At 57.8% G+C, this 26,031-nt stretch carries 17 protein-coding genes; 5 read left to right on the top strand and 12 right to left on the bottom strand.

All coding sequences use genetic code 11. The features are described 5' to 3' along the window. Positions 1 to 117 precede the first annotated feature (117 nt). Positions 118 to 4,422, bottom strand: coding sequence for an AAA domain-containing protein (locus O3S85_RS19985; protein ID WP_269542921.1), 4,305 nt, complete (start codon positions 4,420 to 4,422; stop codon positions 118 to 120). A 70-nt stretch (positions 4,423 to 4,492) separates the two neighbouring features. Between O3S85_RS19985 and O3S85_RS19980 the strand changes: the two genes are divergently transcribed. Beyond that, a complete protein-coding gene (locus O3S85_RS19980) occupies positions 4,493 to 4,720 on the top strand; it encodes a hypothetical protein (protein ID WP_269542920.1) in 228 nt (75 codons plus the stop codon). Between the two features lie 94 nt (positions 4,721 to 4,814). Here the strand turns inward: O3S85_RS19980 and O3S85_RS19975 are convergent, their stop codons facing one another. After that, entirely contained in the window at positions 4,815 to 7,016 is a 2,202-nt protein-coding gene (locus O3S85_RS19975; RefSeq protein ID WP_269542919.1) for an Lcl domain-containing protein, read from the bottom strand. Positions 7,017 to 7,201: 185 nt separating this feature from the next. On the opposite strand from O3S85_RS19975, the gene O3S85_RS19970 reads away from it, so the two are divergent. Both O3S85_RS19970 and O3S85_RS19965 read left to right on the top strand, forming a co-directional pair. Then, positions 7,202 to 7,876, top strand: coding sequence for a response regulator transcription factor (locus tag O3S85_RS19970; protein ID WP_269542918.1), 675 nt, complete (start codon positions 7,202 to 7,204; stop codon positions 7,874 to 7,876). Between the two features lie 9 nt (positions 7,877 to 7,885). Then, the gene (locus O3S85_RS19965) at positions 7,886 to 9,454 is read left to right on the top strand and encodes a sensor histidine kinase (protein ID WP_269542917.1); all 1,569 of its coding nucleotides are present in this window, start codon (positions 7,886 to 7,888) and stop codon (positions 9,452 to 9,454) included. Between the two features lie 12 nt (positions 9,455 to 9,466). Here O3S85_RS19965 and O3S85_RS19960 read toward each other — a convergent pair whose 3' ends face one another. Both O3S85_RS19960 and O3S85_RS19955 read right to left on the bottom strand, forming a co-directional pair. Next, entirely contained in the window at positions 9,467 to 11,941 is a 2,475-nt protein-coding gene (locus O3S85_RS19960) for an NHL repeat-containing protein (RefSeq protein WP_269542916.1), read from the bottom strand. 306 nt (positions 11,942 to 12,247) lie between these two features. Continuing rightward, positions 12,248 to 13,009, bottom strand: a complete 762-nt coding sequence (locus O3S85_RS19955) for an HNH endonuclease (RefSeq protein ID WP_269542915.1) — start codon at positions 13,007 to 13,009, stop codon at positions 12,248 to 12,250. 143 nt (positions 13,010 to 13,152) lie between these two features. Here O3S85_RS19955 and O3S85_RS19950 point away from each other — a divergent pair, with 143 nt between their 5' ends. Beyond that, a complete protein-coding gene (locus O3S85_RS19950) occupies positions 13,153 to 15,204 on the top strand; it encodes an ATP-binding protein (RefSeq protein ID WP_269542914.1) in 2,052 nt (683 codons plus the stop codon). Between the two features lie 41 nt (positions 15,205 to 15,245). Here O3S85_RS19950 and O3S85_RS19945 read toward each other — a convergent pair whose 3' ends face one another. The 7 genes from O3S85_RS19945 to O3S85_RS19915 form a co-directional block, all read right to left on the bottom strand. Further along, positions 15,246 to 15,512, bottom strand: a complete 267-nt coding sequence (locus O3S85_RS19945; RefSeq protein WP_269542913.1) for a hypothetical protein — start codon at positions 15,510 to 15,512, stop codon at positions 15,246 to 15,248. A gap of 433 nt (positions 15,513 to 15,945) precedes the next feature. Continuing rightward, on the bottom strand, positions 15,946 to 16,671 hold the full coding sequence (locus tag O3S85_RS19940) for a DUF4469 domain-containing protein (RefSeq protein WP_269542912.1): 726 nt from the start codon (positions 16,669 to 16,671) through the stop codon (positions 15,946 to 15,948). A gap of 599 nt (positions 16,672 to 17,270) precedes the next feature. Further along, entirely contained in the window at positions 17,271 to 18,455 is a 1,185-nt protein-coding gene (locus O3S85_RS19935; RefSeq protein WP_269542911.1) for a glycoside hydrolase 5 family protein, read from the bottom strand. A gap of 114 nt (positions 18,456 to 18,569) precedes the next feature. Beyond that, entirely contained in the window at positions 18,570 to 19,415 is an 846-nt protein-coding gene (locus O3S85_RS19930; protein ID WP_269542910.1) for a sugar phosphate isomerase/epimerase family protein, read from the bottom strand. Position 19,416: 1 nt separating this feature from the next. Continuing rightward, entirely contained in the window at positions 19,417 to 20,166 is a 750-nt protein-coding gene (locus O3S85_RS19925) for a prepilin-type N-terminal cleavage/methylation domain-containing protein (protein ID WP_269542909.1), read from the bottom strand. Next, entirely contained in the window at positions 20,153 to 21,634 is a 1,482-nt protein-coding gene (locus O3S85_RS19920; RefSeq protein WP_269542908.1) for a sialate O-acetylesterase, read from the bottom strand. The genes O3S85_RS19925 and O3S85_RS19920 overlap by 14 nt, the downstream gene beginning before the upstream one ends. Further along, on the bottom strand, positions 21,631 to 22,758 hold the full coding sequence (locus O3S85_RS19915; protein WP_269542907.1) for a class I mannose-6-phosphate isomerase: 1,128 nt from the start codon (positions 22,756 to 22,758) through the stop codon (positions 21,631 to 21,633). Before O3S85_RS19915 ends, O3S85_RS19920 begins: the two co-directional genes overlap by 4 nt. A 69-nt stretch (positions 22,759 to 22,827) precedes the next feature. Here O3S85_RS19915 and O3S85_RS19910 point away from each other — a divergent pair, with 69 nt between their 5' ends. After that, positions 22,828 to 24,639: a sodium:solute symporter family protein gene (locus O3S85_RS19910; protein ID WP_269542906.1), complete on the top strand. Its 1,812-nt coding sequence runs from the start codon at positions 22,828 to 22,830 to the stop codon at positions 24,637 to 24,639. Here the strand turns inward: O3S85_RS19910 and O3S85_RS19905 are convergent. Then, the gene (locus O3S85_RS19905; RefSeq protein ID WP_269542905.1) at positions 24,602 to 25,978 is read right to left on the bottom strand and encodes a polysaccharide lyase 6 family protein; all 1,377 of its coding nucleotides are present in this window, start codon (positions 25,976 to 25,978) and stop codon (positions 24,602 to 24,604) included. The two genes, O3S85_RS19910 and O3S85_RS19905, sit on opposite strands and share 38 nt — an antisense overlap. Positions 25,979 to 26,031: the final 53 nt, after the last annotated feature.

Genomic DNA, 26,031 nt, shown 5'->3' with positions numbered 1-26,031 from the left:
TCATCATCATGCTCAACGCCATCATCAAAAACCCAAACTATAAAATAGCATGAGCCAAAACAAAGACAGTTGCTCCATGGACATGTCGATCAACGCACAATTCAAAGTGTTCGCACTCTAGTCGGTCGATACTTCTCCGTGGGCTTTGGCGAGTTGTTCGATGGCTTTGGCCGGCTCGCGGGCAATGATCGGGCTCCATACGCGGCGCAGGTTCCAGCCTTGGCTGCGTAGCACCTCGGTGCGGAAGTATTCCCAAGCAATCGGGTCCGGCGTTTTGCGGAAGCGGTTAAAGTCGATCAGCACGCCGAGGGTGACATCCTCGGGAAGCTGCGGATGCGTTAGCGCGACATCGACACAAAAGCCGCTGTTGCCCCAGTGGACCGTGCTGCCGATCTGGTGTTGGTCGCGCAGCGTCATACCGGTCTCGAAGGCTAGTGTGCTAGGCTCGTCGGTTTCGATCACGTCGCAAACGGCTTTTGCGTCCTGCTTGAGCGTTTCGAGGTAGTCCTGGTAGGACTCGAATTGGTTCTCGATAAACTCCGCATAGCGCAGGTAGGCATAGAGCTGATGGCGGCCGGTGATCTTGCCCGGCTCGGGCATTTGTGCGGAGCGGTATTCGATGGCGGGGATGAAGGTGAGCACATGAATCGCCGCCCGTGCCCGCGTGACCAGCACGTTCAGACGACGGTCTCCGCCCACGCGGGACAGCGCGCCAAAGTTGCGACGAAACTTGCCCTCGGCATCCGGCCCGAAGGTGGTGGAAATGATGATGTGGTCACGCTCGTCGCCCTGAACGCTTTCGAGGTTGCGGATAAAGAGACCTTCGAACGAATCTTTGCCGCGCCGCACGCGGGCCTCGGCCAGACGCTCAGCAAAGGCTTGGTCCTGCTCAGCTCGCTCCTCCAGCACCTCGATAATGAGGTCGCGCTGGTTGATGTTAAAGCTCACCACGCCGATACTGGGCGGGTGCTCGTCGTCGAGCAGCTCGGCGATGCGTTCCACCGCGGCAATGGCTTCGGCCGGGTTGGTGCGCTCCTGATAAACGCCATTGACTGGAGTCAGCTTTAGCGGCGCCTGCAGAGCTTTGTTGCGCGGATGTCCCGGAATGGGTTGCAGCCGGCGGCCATAAAACGCCTCGTTGGAAAACCCGATCAGCGCCTCGCTGCGCGAGCGGTAGTGGACATCGAGAAACGCTTCTTCAACGTCGAGGTTCAACGAGGCTGAAAGCAGGTCTTCCGTTTCGCTCATTTGTTGCTCGGCCAGCTCTTCGATGGTTTCGGCATCGGTGTCGTCGGACTCGGCGACGTTGCTCTCGAAAAAGCGGGTCGGAGGAAGCTGCTTCGGATCGCCCGCCACCACCACACGTGCGCCACGCAGCAGCACCGGCATGGCCTCCTCCAATCGGCATTGGCTGGCCTCATCAAACACCACGACGTCAAACATCTCACGTCTGGGGAAAATCTGCGCCACTGTCGAGGGACCGGCCATCCACACCGGGCACAGGTCAAACAACGGGTCACCGCCTTCGATACTCTTGCCAGTGGCAATCATCTGGCGTAGCTTCAACGCCTTTTTACCGCGCACGTAAAGGCGGTTACGCAGGGCCGCGCCATTGGGGTTCATTCGCGAACCGGTGGAAACCAGCAGTTGCTCCCGCTGGCGTTTGTCCCAAAAGTGTGTGATGTATTCGCGGACAAGGTCCTGCTTCTCAGCCATGCGGCGGCCATATTCCTCGAAGGCCGCGTTGATGCGCGCGGAGTCGATGCGGAGCAGGTCGGGCTCTTGTTCAACGTAACGGTTGATCTCATTGCGGTGGGCGAGTTGCTGCAGCTCGACCATTGCCTTCTCGGCGTCCAGTTCGTGCAGGGCCAGCTCGCGCACGGGCGATTGCAGCGCAGCGGGCATTCGGCCGAGCGCATCTTCCAAACGAATCAAGGATTCCAACGCGCCAACATACTCGAGCCAAGAGCTGGTAATGGAGTCCGCGCGATCGTTGCGGCGAATGGCCTGGTCAACGGATTGCAGGCACGCGTCGTTGAAGAGCGCAGTCGCTCGCAGTGCCTGGAGAAAATCTTCTAGCGCTCGTGCACGGTTTGCGGATGCCTGCAGGAGCCCGGCGATGGCAGTGGTCTTTTCGGGATCTCCCAAGGCGTCGCTGACCAATGGCCAGAGCGGCTGGGCGGCGTTGGTTTCGCAGATTTCGACAATGGCGAAAAACTGCTCCAGCGTTGTCAATGCGCTGCGAAGAGCGGCGTTATCGTTGCCAGCGATGGCGGCTGCGCAGAGGCGACTAACGGTGTCCGCCAAGAGCCAACGAGTGCGAACGCCCTGATAAAAAGCAATGGCACGGTCGATGTTCTCATCGCCCATCGTCGCGCCGATAGCTTGCAACACTTTTTGCGCAGCGGCCTTTTTCTTAAACTGAAGGAAGCGGAAGAAGCTGCCCTTGGTTGCCGCATATTCTTCGAGCGCGACAAGAGCTTGCATCGCGTCGCTAAGGCTCGGCAGGGAGTTGGAAAGCATCAGCACCCATTCGCGATTGAGGTCTTCACGCACGTGTGGCGCCAGTGATTCGATGTTGGGCCGCTCGGCGATGAGCGCCTTGCTTGCTTCGGGGCTGAGCGCGACCAGCGTTGCCGCCAGGGGCGCATCGCCCTCGGTCGTGATCGTGATCAGCGCTGCATGGAGGGCGTCCCGCTGGTCGGCTTGCGTGGAGAGTGTTTCCTCGGCGTGCAGGATGGGGAGCCCGTCGCAGAGATGCTGGTCCACCGAGGACGCGAGCTCGTGTAAGGGTTGCAGTTGCTCCTCGATGTGCGTTTGGCCGAGTTGGAAATATTGCTGCAGCGTTAGCACTGTGTTTTCGAAGAATGGGTTGCCGCTGAGCCGTGCGTCGACGGCGCGGAGCATGACCTCGCTCACGTCGGTTTCATGCTGGCGAATTTCGTCGATTCCCAGGGCCGGGCCTGCGTTTTCGGCCAGGAAACCGGTCGAGCGCCGCGCATAGGCAAACCACTGGCCCACCAACTCGTGGAAGCTGTTTTCGCGCTGATCGTCATGATGGTGAAGCAACTGGAAGTAGCGGGTCAGCTCGGCGTTTAGCTCGGTCAGGCGTTCGTTGACGCGCTGGAGTTTGCGCCCGGGGTTCGGGATCGGCGCATTGTCCACCAGCGCCTCCATGCGTTCTCGCAGGCCCATGTACAGGCTGCGGCGGTCGCGCGCGGGATCGTGGATAATGCCACACAAGTGGCCGAGCCCGTAGTGGTCCAGCCGGTGCATGACGACATCGAGCGCCGTGCGTTTATCGCAGACAAAGAGCACGCGCTGCCCCCGGGCCAGGTGGTCACCGATGATATTGGTGATGGTCTGGCTCTTGCCGGTGCCGGGAGGCCCGTGGATGACGAGCGCCTTCGCGCTGCGGGCGGCGTCCGCCGTGGCGGCCTGGCTGGGGTCAATCGGCGCGATGTAATACTCGTGGGCAAACTCTTTGGCGGCTGCGCCGGGATGCTGCTCGGGCAATTCCGGCTCCCGTGTGTCGGGCTCATCTTCGTTTACCGCCAGCGCCTGCTGGTGAAGATAGCGCGTGATGGGGCCGCTGAGTTGTCCCTCGTTGGCGATCATCCATTTGGTGTCGCGCATGAGGCCGGGGTTGGTCAGCGGGAACAGGCCGAGGATCGCGCCCGGCAGCAGTGCGGCTTTCTCGGGAAGCGCGTCTGCCTTGGGGATTGCGGACAAGGCCGTGGTAAAGTTGAACACCGCACCGTCGAGCGCCAGCGCTTTTTGGGCAAAGGCGAGTATCTCGGCGAACTCCTGATCCGGCACCTCGCCGGTTTCGTCTTCGAAGAGCTCGGGCACGTCATGTCCGGTTTCTTTCTCAATCCACGCCAGTAGGGCCGGGTTGGGAATGAGCAAATCCGCGCCTTCGCCGACTACGGTCAGCGTCGCCCCGGGGTTGGCCCCTTTGCGCACGGAGAGATTGATCGGGACAAAGGCCAGCGGCGCCAGCACCCGCGAACTGCGGAATGTGTCATCTCCGGATCGGGGCGGTAGGGAGACGATGGGGAAGCCCAGAAACAGCGCGCTCTCGCCGTGGTCGTTAATGTATTCCTGCGCGTCGTTGGCGATGTCGTGGAGTTTCTTGAGCAGGCGGCTCTGCTGTTCATATTGGCGGGCGTGGCGCTTTTGCTCGTCCGACCATTCGCTCTCGGGGTAGTCCGGCTTGCGGAATAGAGGAACGTTACCCGGGAGTGTGACGTTACGCTTTTCACCGAGGAGCGCGGGCAGAATTTCATCCACGGGCAAACCCTGAAAATGTGCCAACTGCGTGAGATCGACCCGCTGACGCGAATTGTGCGGACGGGCATTCAAGCAGGGACCGCGTTGCAGGCTCATGTAGAGCCGCTGGAGCATGGCGTTGAGAATCATAGCGAGCCTGAAGTGGTGTTTGCGTTGGCGTGAATAATATGCCGCTGCGCTTTCGGGCATTGCCAGTTCATTGCCTCGATCCCTTACGCGCAAGCAGAATGTGATGGCTGCGGATGAAGCCGTCAACCTCGGCGACCGCATCATCATGATGAACCGAGGCAAGGCGGCCTATGATTTCTCCGGCCCGGAAAAGAAGCGCCTGCGCGTGGAAGACCTACTCGACTGCTTCGAGGAAATCCGCCGCCGCGAGCAACTCGACGAAAGCACAGCCGCAATGCTGGCCGGACAATACGTGTAGCATAGGCGTCTCGCCTGTGCTCGATGCGTCGAATTTTTTACGAGTAGAAATGAGATTGTTTAGCGCACAGGCGAGACGCCTATGCTACACCATCCTACTCTCCCGGCCCACCTGCACTGGGAGGTGGTGAAACTTGCACGCGGTAGAACGTAGGCAGTGTATCCGGCACCAGTGTTATTTCATTAACCGGGGGCGCGCCGAGGATCGGATCCGTTACCGGCGTGAATTCCTCCAAGTCGGTCGACTCATAAACGCGGTAGAATTTATCCAGAGACGAAGCCCACCGGAAGGTCACGCTGCCGTCCTCGTTGGTGATGCCGATTGTCTTGATGAATGACTGCGCATCGTCAGGAAACGTGCCGGCGCGGAACTCCTGTAGGTTGGTGAATAAATCTCCGTCGTCATCACCGCCGGGCTCCATTGATGTCGCAGCGCCGGTGTAATCGTATTCATACCAATCGGGCAACTCGTCTTCGTCGGCATCAGCGAAGGGCGGCCGCGCCCCGCCACGCACACAGAGCACGAAGTTATCGATGCGGATCGCGTCGCCCTGCCCGGCATTGCCATTGTAGTAGCCATCGGGCGCGTAAGGATAGTCTGCCAGCACGCCGCTTTTGGGGTCGCTGCGTTGCGCGCCAGCACCATGCACATCTAGCCACTCGTCATTGAAGTAGCCCATACCCCGGCCGAAGCAAAAATACACGGCGTGCGCGGCGGGAGACTCCGCAGTGTTGAGGTGCGTGGTGCTCGTCCACAGCCACGGGTAATCGATCTGCCCGGCTTCATTGGTGATGGCCGTCAGGGTAAAGAGCGGGTCGATCGCGGGCGAGCTGGTGGTGTCCGGTGAGCGCGTGTAATCGAGGATACTCTGCAGCTCCTTGGCGTTGGGCAGACGCCAGTCGCGGTAGCCTGCGTGCTCCAGATCGAAGGCGTAGTCGAGCGCTTCGCCCCAGCCCATCGCCTCGCCGTTGTCGGCTTGTTGCCACATGAGGCCGGTCGCGCGATCGGTGATCGTGCCGTCGCCGTTGTCGACGAATTGGTTCACGCCGTAGCCCATGCCGCCGCGCACGGCGAGCACGTAGAAATCCAGATTGAGCGGGTATCCCTTGATGCGGCCGTCGGCAAGGTTCAGCCCAAAGACTGCCTGCTGATTGCCGAAGACCGTGCTGACATACTGCGTGGTGGAAACGTACTGTGCGTCGATAACGCGCTCGCCGTTGTCCACATCGCCGTAGCCGAAGGCAAAGAAATTCGTGTCGATAAACGGCCGCACGTTCTGCTGACTCATACCGCTGGCGTCGACGCCGGAAAAGTCCATTAGCGAATAAATTTCTTTGATCGACGGCAGCCGCCAGTCGTCGAAGCCGCCGTAGGTTTCCGCATTCAATTCGTCAACGTAAGCCTGCGCCTCTTGCAGTGTCATCTTGTCGTTGATGTCGATCTCGCCATCGCCGTTGGTATCGGTGGTCTGTGTCCAGGTGAGCCGGGTGATGTTATCGTAAACGGTCAGCCCGTCGTCGCTGGGCCAGTAGAAGGGCACATTGCCCGTGTATTGGCCGTCCTGACCGATAAAGGGCTCGCCAATGACCGGCTGCGCAATCGAGTCCACGTCGTCATAAGTCCGGGTTTGGTTGGTGTCGACAATCGCATACACCGGGAGGTAGGCATCACTGAAAACCTCCAGGAACGCGGTGTTCGTCTCCGCGGTGCCAAACTCGTTCGTGGCAACGCAGTAGTAGGGCCCACCGTTGAGGCCTTCGACGGGATCAATGGTCAGCGACGCGCTAATCGCGCCCTCCAACACCACGTTGCGATGGTACCACTGGTAGGTCACGGCGCTCGTCGAACTAACCTGGCAGCGAAAAGTAATCGCGCGGCCAACCGGAACTTTGGCTGACTGCGGTTGCTCCGTGATGACCGGTGGCGCGTCCTCCGAGGTGACGGAAAATGCTGCCTCTGCGATGATTTGCAACTCGCCCATCGGCGTGGTGAAAACGACGGTCACGTCGTAGTCGCCCAAGGCCATGTCAGCGGGGATGTCAAAAGTCGCTGCGACATGATTACGGTTGTCGCGACTGAAGTTGGTCCCGGCGAGTTCGCCAATCGTTACGCTGGTAGGCATCCGGTCCGCCGGTGGCGGTTGCGGCATGCCGCCCATGGTGATGTCGACTGTGAGCGCGCTTGCGCCTGTCGCCGCGCTGCTGGGCGTGACATCCGAGATAAATGTTTGGCCCTGCAACAGCGATGCCGCCGCCAGCCATAGCAGGCTAAGGAACGTTGGAAGAAATCGATTCATAGTCATGGCAATCGGTAGAATACTACTGCATTAACCATTAACACTGCATTAACGCCGATCATCAATACCCGCTGATCCAACTTGGCACCGTTGTAGCTAGCACTGAGGGAAATTGTTCATTGGCTAATGCCTGAAACCCCAACAATTAAGGCATTGTTAATGGTTCGCATGCTACTATTCTTAGTATGCAAACGCTAATTGCTTTGAAAATTCTTGTCATAGAAGACGACCACGATGTCCAGCACGGTCTGGTCCAAACGCTCTCTGAAGAGGGCTTTGCGGTTGACGCCGTGGACAACGGTTCCGAGGGGCTCTATCGCGCGCAGGAATGGGATTACGACGTCATCGTGCTCGACGTGATGTTGCCCGAAATGAGCGGCTGGCAAATCCTTGAAAAGCTGCGCCGCCAAAAGACCACGCCGGTGCTGATGCTCACCGCACTCAACGACGTGGACGACCGCGTGAAAGGCCTCAACAGCGGGGCCGACGACTACCTGGCCAAGCCCTACAACGACCGCGAGCTGCTGGCCCGCATTCGCGCGCTGTCCCGCCGCTCCGTCGGCCTGGCGGAAAATCAGATCGACCTCGGCCGCGTGTTTATCGACATCGCCGACCGCACGGTTTTCCTCGACAACGAGCCCGTCAAGCTGACCGCCGCGCAGTATAAAATCGTCGCCTACATGGCGAGGCACGCGGGCAAAGTCGTCTCGCGCAACGAGCTGACCGAAGCCATTAGCGGCGACGGCGAGGAGGCGCTCTCCAACGTGATCGACGTGCAGGTACATCACATCAGGCGTAAGCTGGGCAAAGACTTTTTGCAAAATCGCCGGGGCCTCGGCTACATCGTCCCCAAGCAATAAGGCTGCCCGATGCCCCTGTCTCTCAAGTGGAAAATCCAGCTCTGGCACACCTTGATTCTCGGTGTGGTGCTCTCTGTTTTGGGCACGGGATTTTACTTCTACGAGAAGGCGCAACGCATGGCGAAGGTCGACCAAATGCTCGACATCAAAGTGCCGCCGCTGATGGGTGAGGCGCTAAATATCGAACAGCGTCAAGGCCCGCGCGGTAATCGCGCACCCCGCGGCCAACGGCAGCCCCGTGACCGCTTGGAACAGCTACCCGAAAGCGCTAAGGCGCTCGGCTGGGAGCTCTCAGAAGGCTCGAACCCCGTTGACACACTCCGGCTGCATAACGGTGATCCGGCGGAGGCCTTTGCAGAAGCCTATGCCGATGAAGGATACTATGCGCAGGTGACCGGCAGGCGAAGCGGAGCGGTAATTATCCAGACACCCAACTTTCCCGACGGTGCCAGCTTACCCCCGGAACTCGGGCACGGCTACTTCCACCGAACCCGCGATGGTGCCTACCGCGAACTCATCCACAGTAACCCGAGTGGATACATATTCGTCGGGAAAGATCTCGCACCGATTTTTGCCGAGCTAAACATACTCAAGCTACAGATCGGTTTAGTTACGGCAGGCATTTTTCTGGTCGGCATTTCCGTGAGCTATTGGCAGGTGTCGCGCTCACTGCGCCCACTCAAACATGTGGAAGGGGTGGCGGCCCAGATTGCTGATGGCGTGTTGACGGTCCGCATCCCGGAGTCCACCAAAGGCAACTCGCGGGAGTTCGATGAACTCGTCGACAACCTAAACGAGTCTTTCCAACATATGGAAAACCTGATGAACCGGCAGGCGCGCTTTACGGCCGACGCCTCGCATGAGCTGCGCACACCGCTGACCGCGCTCATGGCGCAGATCGAACTGGGCCTCAAACGCGAGCGCACCACTGAGGAATACAAGCGCCTGTTCACCGTCTGTGCGCGATCCGCCGAGCGCATCCAGCGCATCACCGAGCAACTCATCGAACTATCACGCTTTGACTCCGGCCGCGCTAAGCTGGACTACGAGGAGCTGCCACTCGAGGGCATGCTCCTGGAGCTGACTGAGGAACTCGAAGCCTATGCCAACAAGCGCGGCAGCGAGCTGCGCACCAGCCTATCCTCGGGCGTCATTCGCTGCGACCCCTTCCGCCTGGAACAGGTGCTGACCAACCTCGTTAATAACGCGATCCAGCACAACAACCGGCCCATCACCATTGTGCTCAGCGGGTGGTTCGAGGGCGACCTCGCGATCATCGAGGTCAGCGACAACGGCAAAGGCATCCAGGAAGAAAACCTCGAAAAGCTCTTCGACCGCTTTTTCCAGGAAAGCAGCTCCCACACCAGCCGTCACAACAACGTGGGCCTCGGCCTGGCCATTTCCAAAGCAATCGTGGAAGCCCACGGCGGCAAGATCAGCGTCACCAGTACGCCCGAGGTCAAAACCACGTTCCGCATCACCCTCCCCCAACAGCCCAAGACCGATAAACTCGGCCCACTGACCTCTGCCTACAACACGGTGAAGCTTTCAACCCTGCAGACTTCGACTTCGCGCTGAACCGCTGGAAATTTATTCCACTGGCGGGCGAACCACCACGCGGTAAAACTCGCTGTTGTTGCCGCCGCCAACGAACGGCACCTCGACCGTCGTCGTATTGCCGTCGCCTACGATGGGCTCGCCGTAATTGAACCACACGCGCAGGTCTTCGGTAAACTGGACCTGGTAAAGGTAACCTAAAATCGTGTCGAACTGGAACTCCGTCGTGCCGACCATTTGCGTGTTGATCGGCAGGCTCATGCTGTTGGTCGGGTCCGTGCCCATGTCGACCTCGTCCTTGTCCAAGTAGTAGTCGCCATCGCTATCGGTGGAGGTCGGGCTGGAGCCGTAAGCCTGCTCGGTGGTTTCGATCAAACCGTCGCCGTCGAAGTCTCCATTGGGATTCACGTCGGAATAAGTCGTAATGTCGTCATTCGGGTCGAAGTTAATGATCTGATCTTCGAAGGAGTCGGTCAGCCCATCGCCGTCGGTATCCGCATCGGCTTCGCCGGCATACTTGGCTGGAGGTGGCGCCAGGCCCACAAAAATCAAGATGCCGTCGCCGCCGGGATTGACCTCGACGTCGTTCAGGAATGGCGGCTTCCAATTATTAAACGTCCACAAGTTCCCCGCGCGGTCGATCTGCACGCTGGTCGAGCGCATTTGCGGCGCGTAGCTCAAAACATCGCCATTGCCTTCCTGTCCGTAGAGGTTCTCGCCGTTGGCCAGCTTCACGGGTTCGCCGGCGGACTCCACGCGGAAGCCAACATCCGGGCTCATGGGGTCGCCCATGCTCAGGCCCGGCGGGCGGGTAGCGGGATTCGCACCGGCGAGCTGGGTTACACGGCCATGTGAAAATTGCCCCGGCTCCAGCGCGCCAAAGTTGCCAATCCAGATGTTGTCATCACCGTCCACGCACAGACCCCAAGGACCATCCAAGCCGCCGATGTCCGTGTAAGCGCCAATCGGATCGTCATCCCCCGTCGCATCCGCAGCGAACACATACACCTTGCTGTCCCCCTGCGAGGCCAGCCACGCGTTGCCGTAGGAGTCGGACGCGACGACCTTCAGGGTATTGCCGATTTCTTTTAAGAAAACCTGCTCGGGCTTGCCTTGGGCATTAAGCTCGAAGCGCGCAATACTGCTCTGATACTTGCCAGCGATACCGCCGGAGTTCGACATCCATGCGTCGCCATCTGGAGTAATGCCGATGCCAAACGGGCCGGCATTGGTGTATTGGTATATGCCCACCGAGCGGCTGGAATCGCCCTCGGGGAAGAAGAACAAACTGTCGTTGCCGAGGCTCGCGATCCAGATGTTGTCATCGGCGTCCGGCTCAATCGCCTGCACGCGCAGGGGGCCTTGGTAAATACCGTCTTCCGGCGAAAGAAAATCCCCCTCGGCGGTCAGCGTGACGACGCTGCCGTTACCTTCGCGCGCCTGCGTCGGGTAGTTATCGGCGTCACTCGTCGGCCCCCAACCGAAGTTGCCAAACCAGACCTGGTCCTTGCTATCGACCGAGACGCCCCAGCCTACGCCGCGAAGACCATGACCGCGAATCGGCGACACCGGCCGGTCATTCGTGCCATCCGAGGGTTTGCCGTTCGGCTTGAGCACCATGCAAATATCAGTGGAGTTCCCTGTGCCCTGGACCACGTTGTTCGCGATCCAGGCGTAGCCCTTGGAGTCGAAACCGACGTTCGCCGGCCCGCCAAACAAATCCACGGCGGGGTCAATCGGGTTCGACACGTTGACCTTCACGGCGATCACCCACGACTCGACAGCCGACGTCAGGTGTCGGTCATAAATCGGATCCAGCAAGGACAAGGTAAAGATATCGCTCGCGTTCGTGGCCGGGCGTTGCGCCAGTTGCGAAAGTGCAATGGCAGTCGTGGCCGGTGCCGGGTAGCCAGAAGGCGTGGACTTGTTCAAAAACTCCGTCGTCACCGCCGCACTGTCGAGACAGGCATGCAACACATTGCCGAGCGAACGTTTGGTGCGCAAAGAATTGGTCTGGTCAGAATTCGGCCCGTCCAGCATGACAACGGCAGAATCGCCCGTCTGGTGGTTGACCAGATTCTCACTCATGCCCGCGGCAATGCTTAGCGCCAGCGGCGAACCGTAAATCTGACTCCCGTCCGACAGCTGCGCCGAGGCATAGGCACCCGCGACCGTGGTCAGCTCGTTGACGATTACATTGGCCGGCAGTTCCGTTCCCAGCAGCGCGATAAACTCGTTGCGCTCAGTGAGCTTGGCGCGGATGTAAAACGTGCCGCTGGTTTTGCGCACCGCCGAGTCGATGGCAAAGATCCCCGAGGCATCCGAAATTGCCGAACCGCGCACCACCGGCGCGCCATTGGTTGCCTCGTAAAGAATCACTTGGGCATTGGGAATCGGCGTCGGCGTATCCACGCCGGACTGCACCGTGCCGGTGATCAAATCGCCCTGCGCCAACGCGCCAACAACGATAAAACAAAGACAAAGAAAGGAATGAGGGAGGTTTCGCATAGTGGGCTGTCGTGAAAAGAAACGGAACTTACACCATAACGTCGAGGAGCTTTGAAGCAAATTCCAACTGTTTAGAGTCTTTCATCCACATTATATTCCCGGAAAGGTTCAGGAGGGCGGCGTTTCGTCACGGCAACATTTACGCCCTGCCCGCTGGAGGGCGGTGCTTCGTCACCGCCGCACATTACCCCACCACAATAAATTGCCCCACGGATTAACATAGCCCCACCACGAAGCGCGGCGGTGACGAAGCACCGGCCCTCCATTGTGGCCATTCTCCAATGACCACCACCCGAATAACCTTCCTTACGCCGCAAAGACCTGTTCCCGGTGAAAGGCGAGGAACTGCGGGTCGGGGGCAAAGCGACTGGGTTTGCGGATCGCCTGCCCTTCGTAACGCTTAAAGTTGTCCTGGATCGTCTGGACGGAAAAGTGGTCGGCCAGCGCTTGGCTCAACACGACGCGGTAATCTTCGTCGAGCGTGATCAGGCCTTGGTCGAAGGCGGTGTCTTGCGTCTTGGCGAGGCAGAGTCCGTTGCGCGGGTTCAGGCGGTTTTGCGCGGCTGACGCCCAGGGCTGAATGTGTGAGGCCGTGAGCAATGAGCCAACCGGATTGCCGGTGATGCAGCATTGCGTGTCGTAGGCCGTTAACACGGCCCGCCGGAAGAACTGCTGGCCCACGCGGCGCTGGACTTCGCTCGCCACGGTGACGCCGGTAAAGTCGCTTGCTTGTTCGCGAACACTGTTCGCTGCCTCTTCTGTCGCCAACGCCGCAAACGCCTCCTCGGACTGCAAGGCCATGCCTGTCCAATCCTGCTCAAAGCGCGCCCACATCTCGCGGTCGCCCCGGCTGGCATTGCTCAAGCCGCTGACGCCGCGCGCCTGATGCGCCGGATCGAGCGACGCCAGATTGCACAGCTTCATGGCCAGCGCCCCCGGACTCCGCCCCATCAGTTCCGCCACGCGCACAATCTCCGGCTGCCTCGCATGGAACAGACCAAACGGCAGCCGCGTGTAGAGATTCATCGCGACTAAGAGTTGGGGCTTGGTCCAAGTATTGGCTGGCATTAGGTAATTCTAAAAATTAGCCCTTGCGGCATTCGGGATTATTTGGGTCGGTAAGTCTGCCATCTGCTTAAATTTGGCATAGGTTATTGCTCCTATGTAATTTAGTTGCAATTTTTTTAAACATCTAATGATTGTATCGGGAGATGAGTGTAAAAACCAATCTTCCTGGCCGACTCCGAAATACATCATTACCCTATCATGAGGGATTGCTACCTCTCTTTGAAGCGGTGGTTAATTCAATTCATGCTATTGAAGAAACTGAAGTAACTATGGATCAAGGTAGGATTGATGTCGAAATTATTCGCAATCAGTTAGAGCCCGATCTGTTTGAGGAGCATGCCAAAAGGCCTGGTCGCGATGCCATTCCAAGCATTAGAGGTTTTATAGTTAAGGATAATGGAATTGGTTTTAATCAAGAAAATATGGAGTCGTTTATGACTCTTGATAGCGATCACAAGGCAGATAAAGGATGTCGAGGGGTTGGCCGGTTGCTTTGGCTGAAAGCTTTTGAAGAAGTTAAAATAGACAGTGTATACCAAAATGGCGGTGGTGCGTTGCATAAGCGTAAATTTACATTTTCTGCTAAGACTGATATTCGTGGCGAAGGTGAATTACAGGCAAATGATACGGAAATAAGAGAAACCCAAGTGGCTCTCCTTGGGTTTAAGAAAAAATATCAGCAAGCATCTCGTAAGACTCTCAGTTCAATTGCCACCCAGATTTTTGAACACTGTCTTTGGTATTTTATTCGATCTGGAGGCTGTCCGGAAATTCATGTATGGGACGAAGGTGAAAGTATTAATCTAGATAGTGTCTACCACGAGCATATTAAAAACTCTGCCATAGCGGAGCAGGCTAAGATTAATGAGGTCGATTTTGTGTTCAATCATGTCAGGATACGGTCGACAAATCACCTTAATCACTCAATAGCATATTGTGCCGGAAGTAGGCTGGTGAAGGAAGAGAAGCTCAATGGGAAAATTGCTGGATTATTTGGTAAACTAAATGATGAAGATGGCGAATTTACGTATGTATGCTATGTGACTTCGGAATTCCTAGACCAGAATGTCAGAGCTGAAAGAACCGGCTTTGATATAGAAGAGGAGTATGAAGGGTTGCTTCAGGGAATCGAAATCAGCATGAGCGATATTCGCTCAAAAGTTATTGAAAAAGCTCAGTCTCAACTTTCTGGTTTTTTAGATTCCAACATAATGAAATCGAAAGAGCGAATTAATCATTTCGTTTCGAAACGTGCTCCACGCTACAGGCCGATTCTTAAGAGAATTCCTGAGTCCAAATTGGCCGTTGACCCTGAGATATCGGATAAGGACTTGGACATTGCTTTGCATAAATTCTTATCTGAGATGGAAAGCGAGCTTTTGGAGGAGGGACACGATATTATGAGTCCAATGCTTGGTGAGGCTGAGGCTGATTATTCTAATCGCTTAAGAGAGTATCTTGCTAAAGCTACTGATCTAAAAACCTCTGATTTAGCTGACTATGTGTCTCATCGGAAGGTCATCTTGGACCTGTTTAGTGAAGCAATAAAAAGAAAGGTTGATGGGACCTATGAAAGAGAAGATTTAATCCATAATCTTATTATGCCAATGCGTAAGGACACGGACGAAGCTCTTCCAGCGAGCTGTAACCTTTGGCTCTTTGACGAAAGATTGGCATTTCATGAGTATCTAGGTTCTGACAAGACTCTCCAAAAAATTCCAATAACTGGATCAAGCAGTAAAAAGGAACCAGATTTAATGGCATTGAATATCAATGATAATCCCTTTTTAACTTCGGAGACTGATTCTGCACCATTTAGTTCTTTAACAGTGATTGAGATTAAACGGCCGATGCGTAATGATGCGAAGCCTGGTGAAGATAAAGACCCAATTGAGCAGTGCCTTGGCTATCTAAAGCGAGCACGGGAAGGAAAAGTTACAACAAAAGATGGGAGACCCTTATCCAATGCCGAGAACTTACCAGGCTTTTGCTACGTGTTGTGTGATTTGACCCCAAGCGTCATTAATAGATGCGAGATCTTGGATATGACTAGAACTCATGACGGCATGGGTTACTTTCATTACAATAAGACTTACAATGCATACGTTGAAGTCATCTCATTTGATAAGCTTGTTTTATCTGCAAAAGAAAGAAATAGAGCGTTTTTCGATAGGTTAGGCTTGCCTACGACATGATGTTTGCCTGTTGAGCCCTCTGGTTTATAGCTACAAATAACCTACTCACCCAGCAGATTTTGTTTGGCGGCTGCTTCTGCCTGAAGTCTCGCGGATTTTCCGTTTTGGGTAATGACGCTTTTTCTATTCGACGAATCGATTTCCAGATTTTGCTCTTCGTCAGTAACAGCCCACCACCAGACATCGTCATCCATTGCTTCGGCTCTGAGGATGAGGCCAGCCCAACGGGCGGTGCAGTCATCGTCGAGATCCCCGGTCCATTTGATTGGGTTATTCTTTGCGGCGATTAATTGCCATTCAGCGCTCATACATTTCATCAAAACGATCTATGGGTATTTTGGCAACCCATCCGTATGTGTTTCAACAACACAGCCTCATGTGTTGGACCAACATAACCTAATGTGATGACACAACACATCCCGATGTGTTGAGGCAACAGATGGTAGTGTGTTGTTGAAAACGATCCTAATGCTTTTTCGAAAGCGATGGGGATTCGGCGATGGGGGGCGGGACGTAGAAGCGGGGTTTTGTCCTTCGATTGCGGTTGGCTGGGCTGGAGGGCGGTACTTTGTCACCGCCGCACGTATTGATGGTGAACGCGACGAGGCAACTGCGGCGATGACAGAGCATCGCCCTCCAGTTAACGTAAAAAAAACGCCCCCGCCGGTGAAAGGCGGGAGCGTTGGTGATGGCCGGGTTCGCGGGGGGTGTCCGTGACTGGCCGTGGGTGCGCTTTGCGGTTTAGGCGGCGAGGGCTTCGCTGCTGAGGGTCGCATCGAGCACGCCGGAGCGGAGTCCGTTGGTGCCGAGTTCGCGGGTGCGGACGACCAGTTGGAAGTCGGCCCCGGCGGGGAGCTCGGGCGGCACGAGGAACGTGAGCTCCTGCGGGTCGTTGCGGGTGATCTCCGTGGCGCGGGTTTCCGAGCGGTCGGCCAGGTTGATGAAGAACACGCCTTCGTCGGGCTGGTCCTCATTGAACTTCAGGCGCTTGCCCTTGATGATGGCGTTGCGGGCCGGCGTGATGGTGGCGCTCTCCTGGCCGGAGCCCTTGTCGATCACGCGGTAGAGCTTCGGCACGCGGTCGACGGTTTCCACCTTTTGCGTGACGATCTTGTTTTGGATGCGTTTGCGGAAGGCCAGCCCGGCGTTGGCGTGGAGGTAGAGCTCGTGGCGGCTCTCATCGTAGTAGTCGTGCTCGTCGGCGAACTCGCCGCGAATGCCAAACCACAGGCGGACAATGCCGCCGAGGTTGACGCTGCGCCCGCCGAGGAGCTGGATCTCGACGACGCGGAGCAGCTCGGTGACGACGGCGCGGATGTCGGCCTCGGTCACGGTGGAGCCGAGGATTTTCATTTGTTTGATGATGCCCTCAATGTCCACGGCGCGGGCGGGCGTCATGATCGCGCGGAAGCTATCGCCGGTGAGCGGATTCGGGCTGAGGGTGTATTTAAGCGTGTTGGTGTTCATGTTTTTGATTAGGTTGGGAGGTTCGAACGTGTGAAGGTTCGAGGGTTACTTTATGTTGTGATTTGAGTTGGTGTCGCTTGGGCGGGCGCCTTCGCCCGAGTGACGTGCTCATATTATCAAGGCGCGTGAAAACCGTAAATGGCTCCATTGCTTCGGTTGCTTCAGTTTGCTCCATTGCTTCGGTTGGCCTGCTTTTCGCCCAAAATCGTGCAGAATGAGGCATACGGATGCTGCTCAGTGCTACCCAATGCTGCTGAATAACATTCAATGCTGCTAAGCAGCATCGAAATCAGGCGTTTTCAGGTGCGCTAAGAGAGGATCGCGAAAAAAAGTTAACTTTTTTCGATGCCCGATCAGGGGTCCGGTGGATCAAGGACGGTGCTTCGTCACCGCCGTACGTTGCCTCGAGGTATGATGGGGAGGTTTGGCAACGCAGTATTAGGATGAACGGAGGTGAAGAGGCAGCGCACCTTTGCAGCGGAACGGCGATGACGACGCACCGCCCTCCAATGAGGCAGCGCACCATTTCGGCGGAACGGCGGTGACGAAGCACCGCCCTCCAGCCGACCATGCCGCAAGTGACAAGCGACTTAGGTGCTCTACCCTTTGGTCAGCGAGCGGATGCAGGCGGTTTCTTCTTCGCGGTAAGGGGTGCCGTCGTAGCGGAGGATGTCGTGAAACCACAGGTCGGGCTCGGGGAGGTCTTCCACTTTTTCGACAACATCGCCCTTGGCGCGGAGGGAGGTCGCGGTGCGGTAGGCGCCGTCGCGTTCGCGGCTGTTCCACGGCCAGATGGTGCCACTCTTGCCCGCAACGAAGCCCCAGTTGATCGCGGCGACGCGGCGCTCTTTGAGCAAGGGCATCACCTCTTCGAAGGTGGAGTTGGTTTTGCGCGCGAGGTATTCCGTCATGAACAGCGGGCGATCAAACTGCTCGAACTGATCCAGCAGCTCGCTGACTTTGTCGCGGTTGCCGTAGTGGTGGATCGAGTGCACGTCGGAGTTGATGACGCTAATGGACCAATTGATGTCGCCCACGCAGCCCTCGGAATTCGAGCAGATCGGCTGGCTCGGGTTGACCTCACGAGCCCATACCCAGGACTCGTGCACGAGCGGCGCGGAGGCGTCGGCAAAGTCGTGCGCTTCGAGGTTGCCGGCATTGGCGTCTTCCACCGTGCCCGCGCCGCGGCCAGGCTCATTATAGAGCTCCCACATCAGGACGCGGTCATCGTGGGCGAAGCGCTGCAAGGTTTGTTGGACGTAGCCTTTCAAGCGGTTAACGACGGCCTCGCTCGCCTGCCCCGCAGCGAAGGCTAAGGCGTCCGCGCGCGCGGGCGACGTCACCCAGCCGGAGTTGTGATAAGCCGGCACGGGCAAGGGCTGCTCACCGAGCTTGGGAAACGGCGAGTGGCAGTCGTCGAAGAACACGAAGAACGGCCGCACGCCATGCGCCGCGCAGATGTCGAGAAATTCGTCCATGCGCGCGTAGAGCCCATCGGCGTCCGCTTCCCAAACCAGGTCATGCAGATAGACGCGGTGCGTGTTGAAGCCCAGCTCCTGCGACCACTGCATCTCCAGCTTGATGCGCGCGGGGTCCCACATATCACGTTGCCACATCTCGAGTTGGTTGATCGCGGTGGCGGGGTAGTAATTCGTCCCCGCGAGCCAGGGCAACCGATCATACCAGGCCTTGGCGCGCTCGGGCGTCCATTGCCCGGCAACGGCTTCGTAGGGCTGCGGAAGATTGAGGTGCTGGGAGACTTCGAGAGGGCTTTTCAACGACATCCCCCATCGATGAATCAGGCCTGCACCACACGCAAGCCTATCGGGTTTTATCTTTGCGCAAACATGACCATAGCCGGTCGTTTGCTACGCAGGAAAACGACTGCGCTACCGCGCCTACGCCGCTGCGCGGAGCTGGGCGACGTATTCGCGCAGCACGAAGAGGGCCTCATCCAGGCTGGGCATGTAGGGGTGCCACAAGCGCTCCCACTCCAGGCTGACCGGGCCGCCAAAGCCGTCGTCCGCCAACTGCTCCAGTAACGGTCCGAGCGGGAACTCGCCCTGCCCCGGCAGCACGTAGCTAAACGGGTGGCGCGCGCTCGGCTTGGAGATGCTGTCTTTCACGTGAATGTGGGTCGTAAAGGGGGCCACTTCGCGCCAGGACTTCAGCGGGTCGATGCCTGCCTTTTTCCACGTGTGGTGCGAGTCCCAGAGCAAACCGATGTGTTGGTGGCCCTGGCTAAACAGTTTGGCGATGTCCTCCCCCTGGAGCAGGCAGTCGTGCGTTTCGAACGCGAGGCTAAAGCACCAGTCGCGCTCTTCGCGCAGGCGCTCCCAGCGATCCAGCCAACGCCAGATGTGATCCCAGGATTCAGAGAGGTCCATCGCGCCGTCGAAGACGCGCAAACTCGTTGCACCGAAGTGAGCCATGAGCGGGGCAAACGCTTCGATCTCCACCTGCGCCTCCTCAAATGGCTGGGCCAGCTTGGCGGAGGAATTAAAACCAGCGATGGCCACATCCGCATTGCCAAGCAGCTCCTTCGTCGAGCGGCTGAGCCACTGCTCTTCGCGCGCGACGGCGGGTAAATTAATCTGCTCGCTGACGGCCCGCAGCTCCACTTGGCTAAGGCCATGCTTGGCGGCCAGCCGCGCAATCTGATCCAGTGACAACTCCTGGCACCCCATGCTGGAGAAGCACCAGCTCAGGTTACTCAATTGCGAAAGGTTGGGTGTGGCGCTCATTTTAATTTATACGTCCGGTCCAGGTTCGCTCTTTGAGATCGGCAAACTCATCCACGCTGATTTGCTCCACGTGGCCATCGACAAAGAGCACGTTGGCGTTGTCGCCGGGTTGGCGGAAATCGATGTAGGTGGTGTTTTTGGCCGACTTGCCTTGATCGCGGCTCGCATACTTCCAAAGTGTGGATGACAGGCTGCCCGAAGCCCCATTGTAAGACTTGGCGTCGATCACCAACATCGCACTGGAGTGATTCTCGATCGTGGCCAGCGCACGGGCGGTGTCCGCCTGCGGCGTGCCCGAGGCGTTCAAACCATAGAGTGTTTCCGTCGCGGTGTAAGTGCGGGAAAGATCATCCTGATCATAGACTTGGCCGTCGGCATTGGCAAACTCCGCATTCGGGCACACGAAGATCTCGTGCTCGCGTCCGGTCAGCGATCTGCTCTGCTGCGGCAAGTAGTCACGCAACTGCTTGGTCCACATCTGGTCGCCGCCGACAGGGTTGTCGGGATACAGCTCGTTCCAGTCGTCCTTTTTAATCGTCGGCTGGGGCAAGAAGCCTTTGTGGTCATTAGCGAAAGCCATGAACGAGCCGCCCATCGAGCGCAGGTTCGATACGCCTTGCGCCGCCCGCGCTTTGGCGCGGACGTGACCGATGGCCGGGATCAGCATGGCCGCGAGGATCCCGATAATGGCCACCACAGTCAGCAGCTCAATCAGGGTAAATCCGGGGTAGTTTTTCTTACATTGTTTCATGATTTCGGGTCGTGATGGATTCTTTAAATGGGGTCGCGGGCAAGTCGGCTTCATTATAGAGGTCGACCTTGGGAAAGCCAGTCCAGGCGTAGCGCACCGTCACCGGTTGGGAAACTTTGGCGCTGCTCAAGATGACGGTATTGCCATCGAGCCGGGCCGTGGCCGGATAAAATTGCTGATCGGCACCGGCCAGCTCGAAGCCCGGCAAGTCGCCGCCATCGCGGTCAATCACCTTGCCCGCGCCGGAGTCGAACTCCACGACGACATCCGCGCCCTGCTTATAAACGCGCTGCGGTGTGGGCCCGGCATAGGCGACGTCCTGCCCGTAAACTTGGGCCAGCGCGACCTTGGCCAAGCGCTCGCCAACGGGTTTTTTATTGGCGGGGTGAATGTCGTCCGCCTCGCCAACGTCGATCGCCAGCGCCAAGCCGTTGTTCGGCTCCATACCCGTGCGGCGCTGCACTTCGCGAATCTCCGGATAGTTTTCATCGACGCCTTTCTTGCCCTCGAAGCCGGCGAGTTGAACGATGAGAAACGGCAACTCTGGCTGCTCCCAGCCGCGGCGCCAGTTGTCAATCATGTCGTGCAGGAAGCGGTCGTAGTTTTCGAAATTCCACGAATCGGATTCGCCCTGATACCAGATAATGCCCGCCACCGGATACTGGAATAGCGGCGCAATCATGCCATTGTAGTAACCGCTCGGTTGACGCTTGGCCGGCTCGCGTGGCTTTTGTGCCTTGGGGTTTTTCTTCACGGCCTTCTCGTAGGCCGCGAGGTCGGCGGGGTATTGCGCCAGCTCGCGCTCGTAGCGCTCAAACTGTGGCACCGACGCCGGGTTGGCTTCCAGCACTTCGCGGGACGTCCAATTACTCGCCAGCGTACCGCCAACGGTGGACATGATCAGCCCAACCGGCACACCGGCCTCCGGCTGCAGCGACGAGCCAAAATAATAACCGACCGCCGAGAAGCCGCCCACGGTATAGGGATTGGCCGGTAGCCACGCGCCCTGCACGCTCTCGACAGGCTCGTCCGCCGCCGTGCGCTGAACGGTGAAGAGACGCAGTTGATCGTTATTGGCCGACTTAACCGCCTGCTCGTGGCCCGTCGTGCGATTGACCGGCCAATACATGTTCGACTGGCCGGTGCACACCCACACATCGCCCACCAGCAAGCGCGAAGCGATCAGCGTATCGTCGCCGCTACGCACAGTCAGCTCATAGGGTCCGCCAGCGGGCATGGCGGGAAATTCGATCAGCCAATCGCCGTCGGCGTCGGCCTTGGCGGTCAGGGTTTTGCCCGCCATTTCCGCGCTCACCTCGGCCTTCGGGTCGGCCTCTCCCCACACAGGAATAGGCGCGTTGCGTTGCAGCACGGCGTTGTCCCCAATCAGCGGATTGAGGACGAGTTTAGCGTGGGCGACACCCGCCAACAGGCAGGCTGCGATGGGAATGAGGTAATGGGATTTCATGCCGTTAAAATTTCTGCGCTCGGGTTTGCACTGGGCGGGTAGCACTCCAGCAGTTCACAACCCTCAGGCGCATCGAGCCGCAGGGACTCCATGCCGAGCGGGATGATCACGCGGTCAAATAAACCGAGCTCGCGCGTAAAACCGTCGGGCCCCGCCAAGCGGCAGCTACCCTGCGTGACGATTGCAATACAATAAGAATTAACCGTGCGCTGCGCCTGCCCGCGCCAACTGGTTTTCCACACCTGGAAGCAGTCCGTGTGTGCCGGGCCGATCAGCTGTTCGCGCCGGGCATTACCCGCTTGGTGAACCACCGTGGCCGGGCAGAAATAATGCTCGCGCACAAACTCCACGCTCTTGGCCTGCAGATCCATCATGTCCAACGCGAAGTCGACACCGCGGCCCATGAAGCGATCTTTCTCGGGCAGCACGTAATCACCACGCTGGTATTCAAAGCGTGCCACCCAATCCGAAGGCTCCAGGATCTCCACCAGCAGCACGCCCGCACCGAGCGCATGCGGCACGCCACCGGGCACGATGACCACATCGCCACGCTTCACGGTAATCGGGTCAAAACAATCGAGCAGCGCCGGGATATCCTGCCGCTTAATAATCTCCTTTAACTGATCGCGCGCGGGAGGGCGCTGAAAGCCAACATAGACTTTCCCCTCTCCTACCTCGGGGCGCACATCGAGCACGTAATAAGCCTCGAACTTACCGTAGCGAGAGTCTAGGTTTTCCCGGGAAAACGCCTTCGTGGGATGACATTGAAAATGCAAACGCTCGGCCGAATCGATGAACTTGACCAGAAACTCCGGCTGCGCGCCGTAGCACTTGCTATGCTCCGCGCCAAAGAAAAATTCCGCCTGCTCGGCAAAGAGCTCATCCAGTCCGACCAGCTCCTCACCCAGGGCTACGCTCGCCAACCCCTCGCCCGGACGCGACACCTCGGCGGGGTTAATCGCCCGCACCGCCGAGCCAATCCAGTCTTCGGGAAAATGGTCGTCCACGGCATCCGCGCGACCTTCCAACTTACTCAACAAACGACCACCACGGTACGAACGCCATACGCGGTTTGGGCGCAATTCAAGGGGCCTTGCAGGGACAATCATCGAAGGGGTGGACATGGGTAATATTTGTCTTGCTCCCTCGTTTTTAATATTTATTAAATCCCTCTGTCAAGCGATAAAAACCCCGTGAATTCTACATTTTCTACATACGATCTCATCGTCCTCGGCGCTTATTTCGCCTTCATGCTCATCATCGGCTGGGTCTTTCGCCGCGCCGTCTCCAACACCAGCGATTACTTCCGCGGCGGCGGCAGCATGCTCTGGTGGATGGCTGGGAGCTCCGCCTTTATGACGCAGTTTAGTGCGTGGACCTTTACCGGTGCCGCGGCCAAAGCCTACCAGGACGGTGCCATCATCCTCGCGCTCTACTTTGCCAACGGCCTCGGCTTTCTGGGCAACTACCTGATCACCGCCGCCAAGTTTCGGCAGACGCGCGTCATCACCGCCGTGGAGGCGATTCGCCGTCGTTTCGGCAAGGTAAACGAGCAGGTATTTACCTGGCTGCAAATTCCGCTGGGCACGATTTACGCCGGCATTTGGCTGAACGCACTGGGCTTGTTTTTTGCGGCGGTGTTCAACTTCGATGTGAATACCACGATCATCGCCACCGGTGTCGCAGTGCTTCTAGTCAGCCTGCTTGGCGGTGCCTGGGCGGTCTCCGCGAGTGACTTTATCCAAGTCGTCGTGCTGATGCTCATCACGATTGTTGCGGCGTTTTTCACTTTCGGTCGCATTGGTGGCGTGGGCGAATTTTTCTCGACCGTCCCACTCTCGGGCAAGAACCACGCACTCGAAATCAACTCCACCATTATCTACGTGTGGATCTTTGCGATCGTGATCAAGCAGGTGGTCAACATCAACAACCTGCTCGACTCCTCGCGCTACCTTTCAGCGCGCAACACAGGTGAGGCACGCAAGGCTGCGCTGCTCGCCACCGTGCTGTTCTTCATCGGGCCAGTCATCTGGTTTATCCCGCCAATGGCCGCCTCGTCCATCATTCCGGACATGTCGGCAGTCTTCCCCAATTTGGATAAGCCCGACGAAGTCGCCTACGTCGCGATCTGCCTGGAAGTGCTGCCACTCGGCATGATGGGCATGCTCGCCTCAGGGATGTTTGCCGCGACAATGTCATCCATGGACAGCGGCCTGAATCGCAATGCGGGCATCTTCGTTCGTAATTTTTATTATTCCGTCTGTCGCCCCAAGGCCGACGAAAAGGAACTCATGCTGGCCGGCAAAATGACGACCATTACCCTTGGCTCGCTGATCATCCTCATCGCACTCGGCCTGAATCAGCTCAAGAACATGTCACTATTCGACATCATGCTGCAGTTCGGCACGCTGGTGGCGATGCCGCTGATTATTCCGGCGATGCTGGCAGTCTTCGTAAAACGCTCGCCGGACTGGGCCGCTTGGTCAGCCATCGTTCTGGGCATGGCCAATTCGCTCGCGCTGAAGCTATTCATGACGTCGGACAACCTGCAATCGTGGATTGGCCTGGAGCTCAGTGCGCGCGAGTTCAGCGACACCGTCTTGATCGTCGGCGTTATCAGTAACTTGATCATCGGCGTTGGCTGGTTCTTCATCGCATCGGCGTTGGACCGCCGCTTGCCCGCCAAGCGCGAACAGGAAATTGAGGCGTTCTTTAGCGATGTCGAGACCCCGGTAACCGAAGGCGACCGCGATGCCGGGCAGGACGACCCCGCGTTCCAAGTGCGCTTGATCAGCCGCATTGCCCTAGCCTACGGCGTCTTCATGCTGGTAATGACCCTGATCCCGAATCCGATCTCCGGCCGCTTGGCCTTTGTATTCTGCGGCGGCTCGCTCATTGCGATTTCTCAGCTCCTCAAGCGTGGCGCGAAGAAACTTAATCGCGAGGTCCGAGCCTCAGCACCAGCCGCTACTTCCGCCACTGCGGACCAGAATTCTGCCGGATAAATTCGACACGATTCTGAATCGCGTTTTTATCGACCATCGCCGCATCGAGCAGTTGCACGGTAAACGCATCCGCCGAAGCCGCCCAAGGCACAGCGACTGGATGATCCGTGAAAGCGAGGTTGTTGCTCAGAAAAATGAGTGGCTTCCCACCGCTCAGAAACTCGAAAACCGGCGCGTTGCCGATCACACTATTGTGCTCGATCACGACATCGCGCGGCGGCACATCATTCACCTTACCGCCTTTAGCTTTGCGCCCATACATCGCGCCAATGACAAACGGTGAGTGGCAGTCGATGATCACGTTGCCGCGGACGAGTGCATTCGTCACCGGAAGATATTCGTTAAGCTGCCCGTCCGCCACACCCTCGGTCAGCACGATGGCACCGCGAGCACCCTCGCCCCCTAAACGCCAAAATGTATTACCGACGACTTGGTGATCCGGCCCGATGATGCGCACCCCGCTCTGCAACGAATTGCCCGAAGGGGAACCGACAAAAAGATTATCTACTACCAGGCAGCCAAAGCCGTGGCGCAGGGTCAACTGCCCCGCACATTCGACGAAGCCATTGCCCTGATAAATGTTGCCCCCGGACTTGTTGGAAATGATTTCGATCTCGCCGTCACAGCGCTCAAAATAATTGTGCTCCACACGACAGAGCGCCAACTGCTGCGAGGTGCGGCTATCGCCGATGCGGATAATTTCCCACCCGTTATTCGTGCCGCCCGCCAGCTCGCCGTCCGCGCGGTCGCCAAAATAATTGTGGTCAATCTGGTGGTAAGCCGGCCGCTTGGCATCGGTCTCATCGAGGTAAACCGTCATCAGATTATCGTGGGTTCGCTTGCCCGAAAAATGACAATGATCCACGCGGTTAAACTGCCCAAAGAGCACCACCCACTTGGACTTCTTCAACACGGGTGGCCCCGCTTCGCGCTCCTCAATCACCACATTTGTGAGTCGGCTGTGGTGCGCGTCGTCACTGCCACTACGAAACTCAATCACATGCTTCGCCGCACCTTCATCACACTCAGCCAAAAATCGGAAGCCCGACACCACCGCGTAATCCGAGCCAACCTGAAGATGAGACGAGCCGGTAAAAACGACTTGGCCTGCCGTTTCCGCTCGCAGCGTAATCGGGGCACCCGGTTCGCCGTCGACACCGGTCAACCGAATCGCGACGTCCGCATATTCTCCATTTGCCCAAATGAGCTCATCACCCGCGACGACGACGCCCGACTGAATCAGCGCGGTAACCTCACTGGCTGAAGTCACGCGATGCTGCGCGGCAGTCAAGCCACTGAACGCAGCACCAAAAACAAGAACGGCAAAGATTTTTTTCATAGCAAAAAGGCGATACCCAGATACGGCAATGCCGCCCGGCCTATGAGTAACCC

Origin of the sequence: Cerasicoccus sp. TK19100, from assembly GCF_027257155.1 — a bacterium.
GTDB lineage: Bacteria > Verrucomicrobiota > Verrucomicrobiia > Opitutales > Cerasicoccaceae > Cerasicoccus > Cerasicoccus fimbriatus.
Note: the sequence above shows the minus strand (reverse complement) of the source record. Positions and strands in the feature narration are given on the sequence as shown.

Excerpts from the sequence above, each read along its gene's own strand:
- O3S85_RS19935 (WP_269542911.1), bottom strand. The coding sequence starts at position 18,455 with ATGTCGTTGAAAAGCCCTCTCGAAGTCTCCCAGCACCTCAATCTTCCG.
- O3S85_RS19940 (WP_269542912.1), bottom strand. The coding sequence starts at position 16,671 with ATGAACACCAACACGCTTAAATACACCCTCAGCCCGAATCCGCTCACC.
- O3S85_RS19915 (WP_269542907.1), bottom strand. The coding sequence starts at position 22,758 with ATGTCCACCCCTTCGATGATTGTCCCTGCAAGGCCCCTTGAATTGCGC.
- O3S85_RS19970 (WP_269542918.1), top strand. The coding sequence starts at position 7,202 with ATGCAAACGCTAATTGCTTTGAAAATTCTTGTCATAGAAGACGACCAC.
- O3S85_RS19985 (WP_269542921.1), bottom strand. The coding sequence starts at position 4,422 with ATGATTCTCAACGCCATGCTCCAGCGGCTCTACATGAGCCTGCAACGC.
- O3S85_RS19905 (WP_269542905.1), bottom strand. The coding sequence starts at position 25,978 with ATGAAAAAAATCTTTGCCGTTCTTGTTTTTGGTGCTGCGTTCAGTGGC.
- O3S85_RS19955 (WP_269542915.1), bottom strand. The coding sequence starts at position 13,009 with ATGCCAGCCAATACTTGGACCAAGCCCCAACTCTTAGTCGCGATGAAT.
- O3S85_RS19950 (WP_269542914.1), top strand. The coding sequence starts at position 13,153 with ATGAGTGTAAAAACCAATCTTCCTGGCCGACTCCGAAATACATCATTA.
- O3S85_RS19920 (WP_269542908.1), bottom strand. The coding sequence starts at position 21,634 with ATGAAATCCCATTACCTCATTCCCATCGCAGCCTGCCTGTTGGCGGGT.
- O3S85_RS19960 (WP_269542916.1), bottom strand. The coding sequence starts at position 11,941 with ATGCGAAACCTCCCTCATTCCTTTCTTTGTCTTTGTTTTATCGTTGTT.
- O3S85_RS19930 (WP_269542910.1), bottom strand. The coding sequence starts at position 19,415 with ATGAGCGCCACACCCAACCTTTCGCAATTGAGTAACCTGAGCTGGTGC.
- O3S85_RS19945 (WP_269542913.1), bottom strand. The coding sequence starts at position 15,512 with ATGAGCGCTGAATGGCAATTAATCGCCGCAAAGAATAACCCAATCAAA.
- O3S85_RS19975 (WP_269542919.1), bottom strand. The coding sequence starts at position 7,016 with ATGAATCGATTTCTTCCAACGTTCCTTAGCCTGCTATGGCTGGCGGCG.
- O3S85_RS19965 (WP_269542917.1), top strand. The coding sequence starts at position 7,886 with ATGCCCCTGTCTCTCAAGTGGAAAATCCAGCTCTGGCACACCTTGATT.
- O3S85_RS19925 (WP_269542909.1), bottom strand. The coding sequence starts at position 20,166 with ATGAAACAATGTAAGAAAAACTACCCCGGATTTACCCTGATTGAGCTG.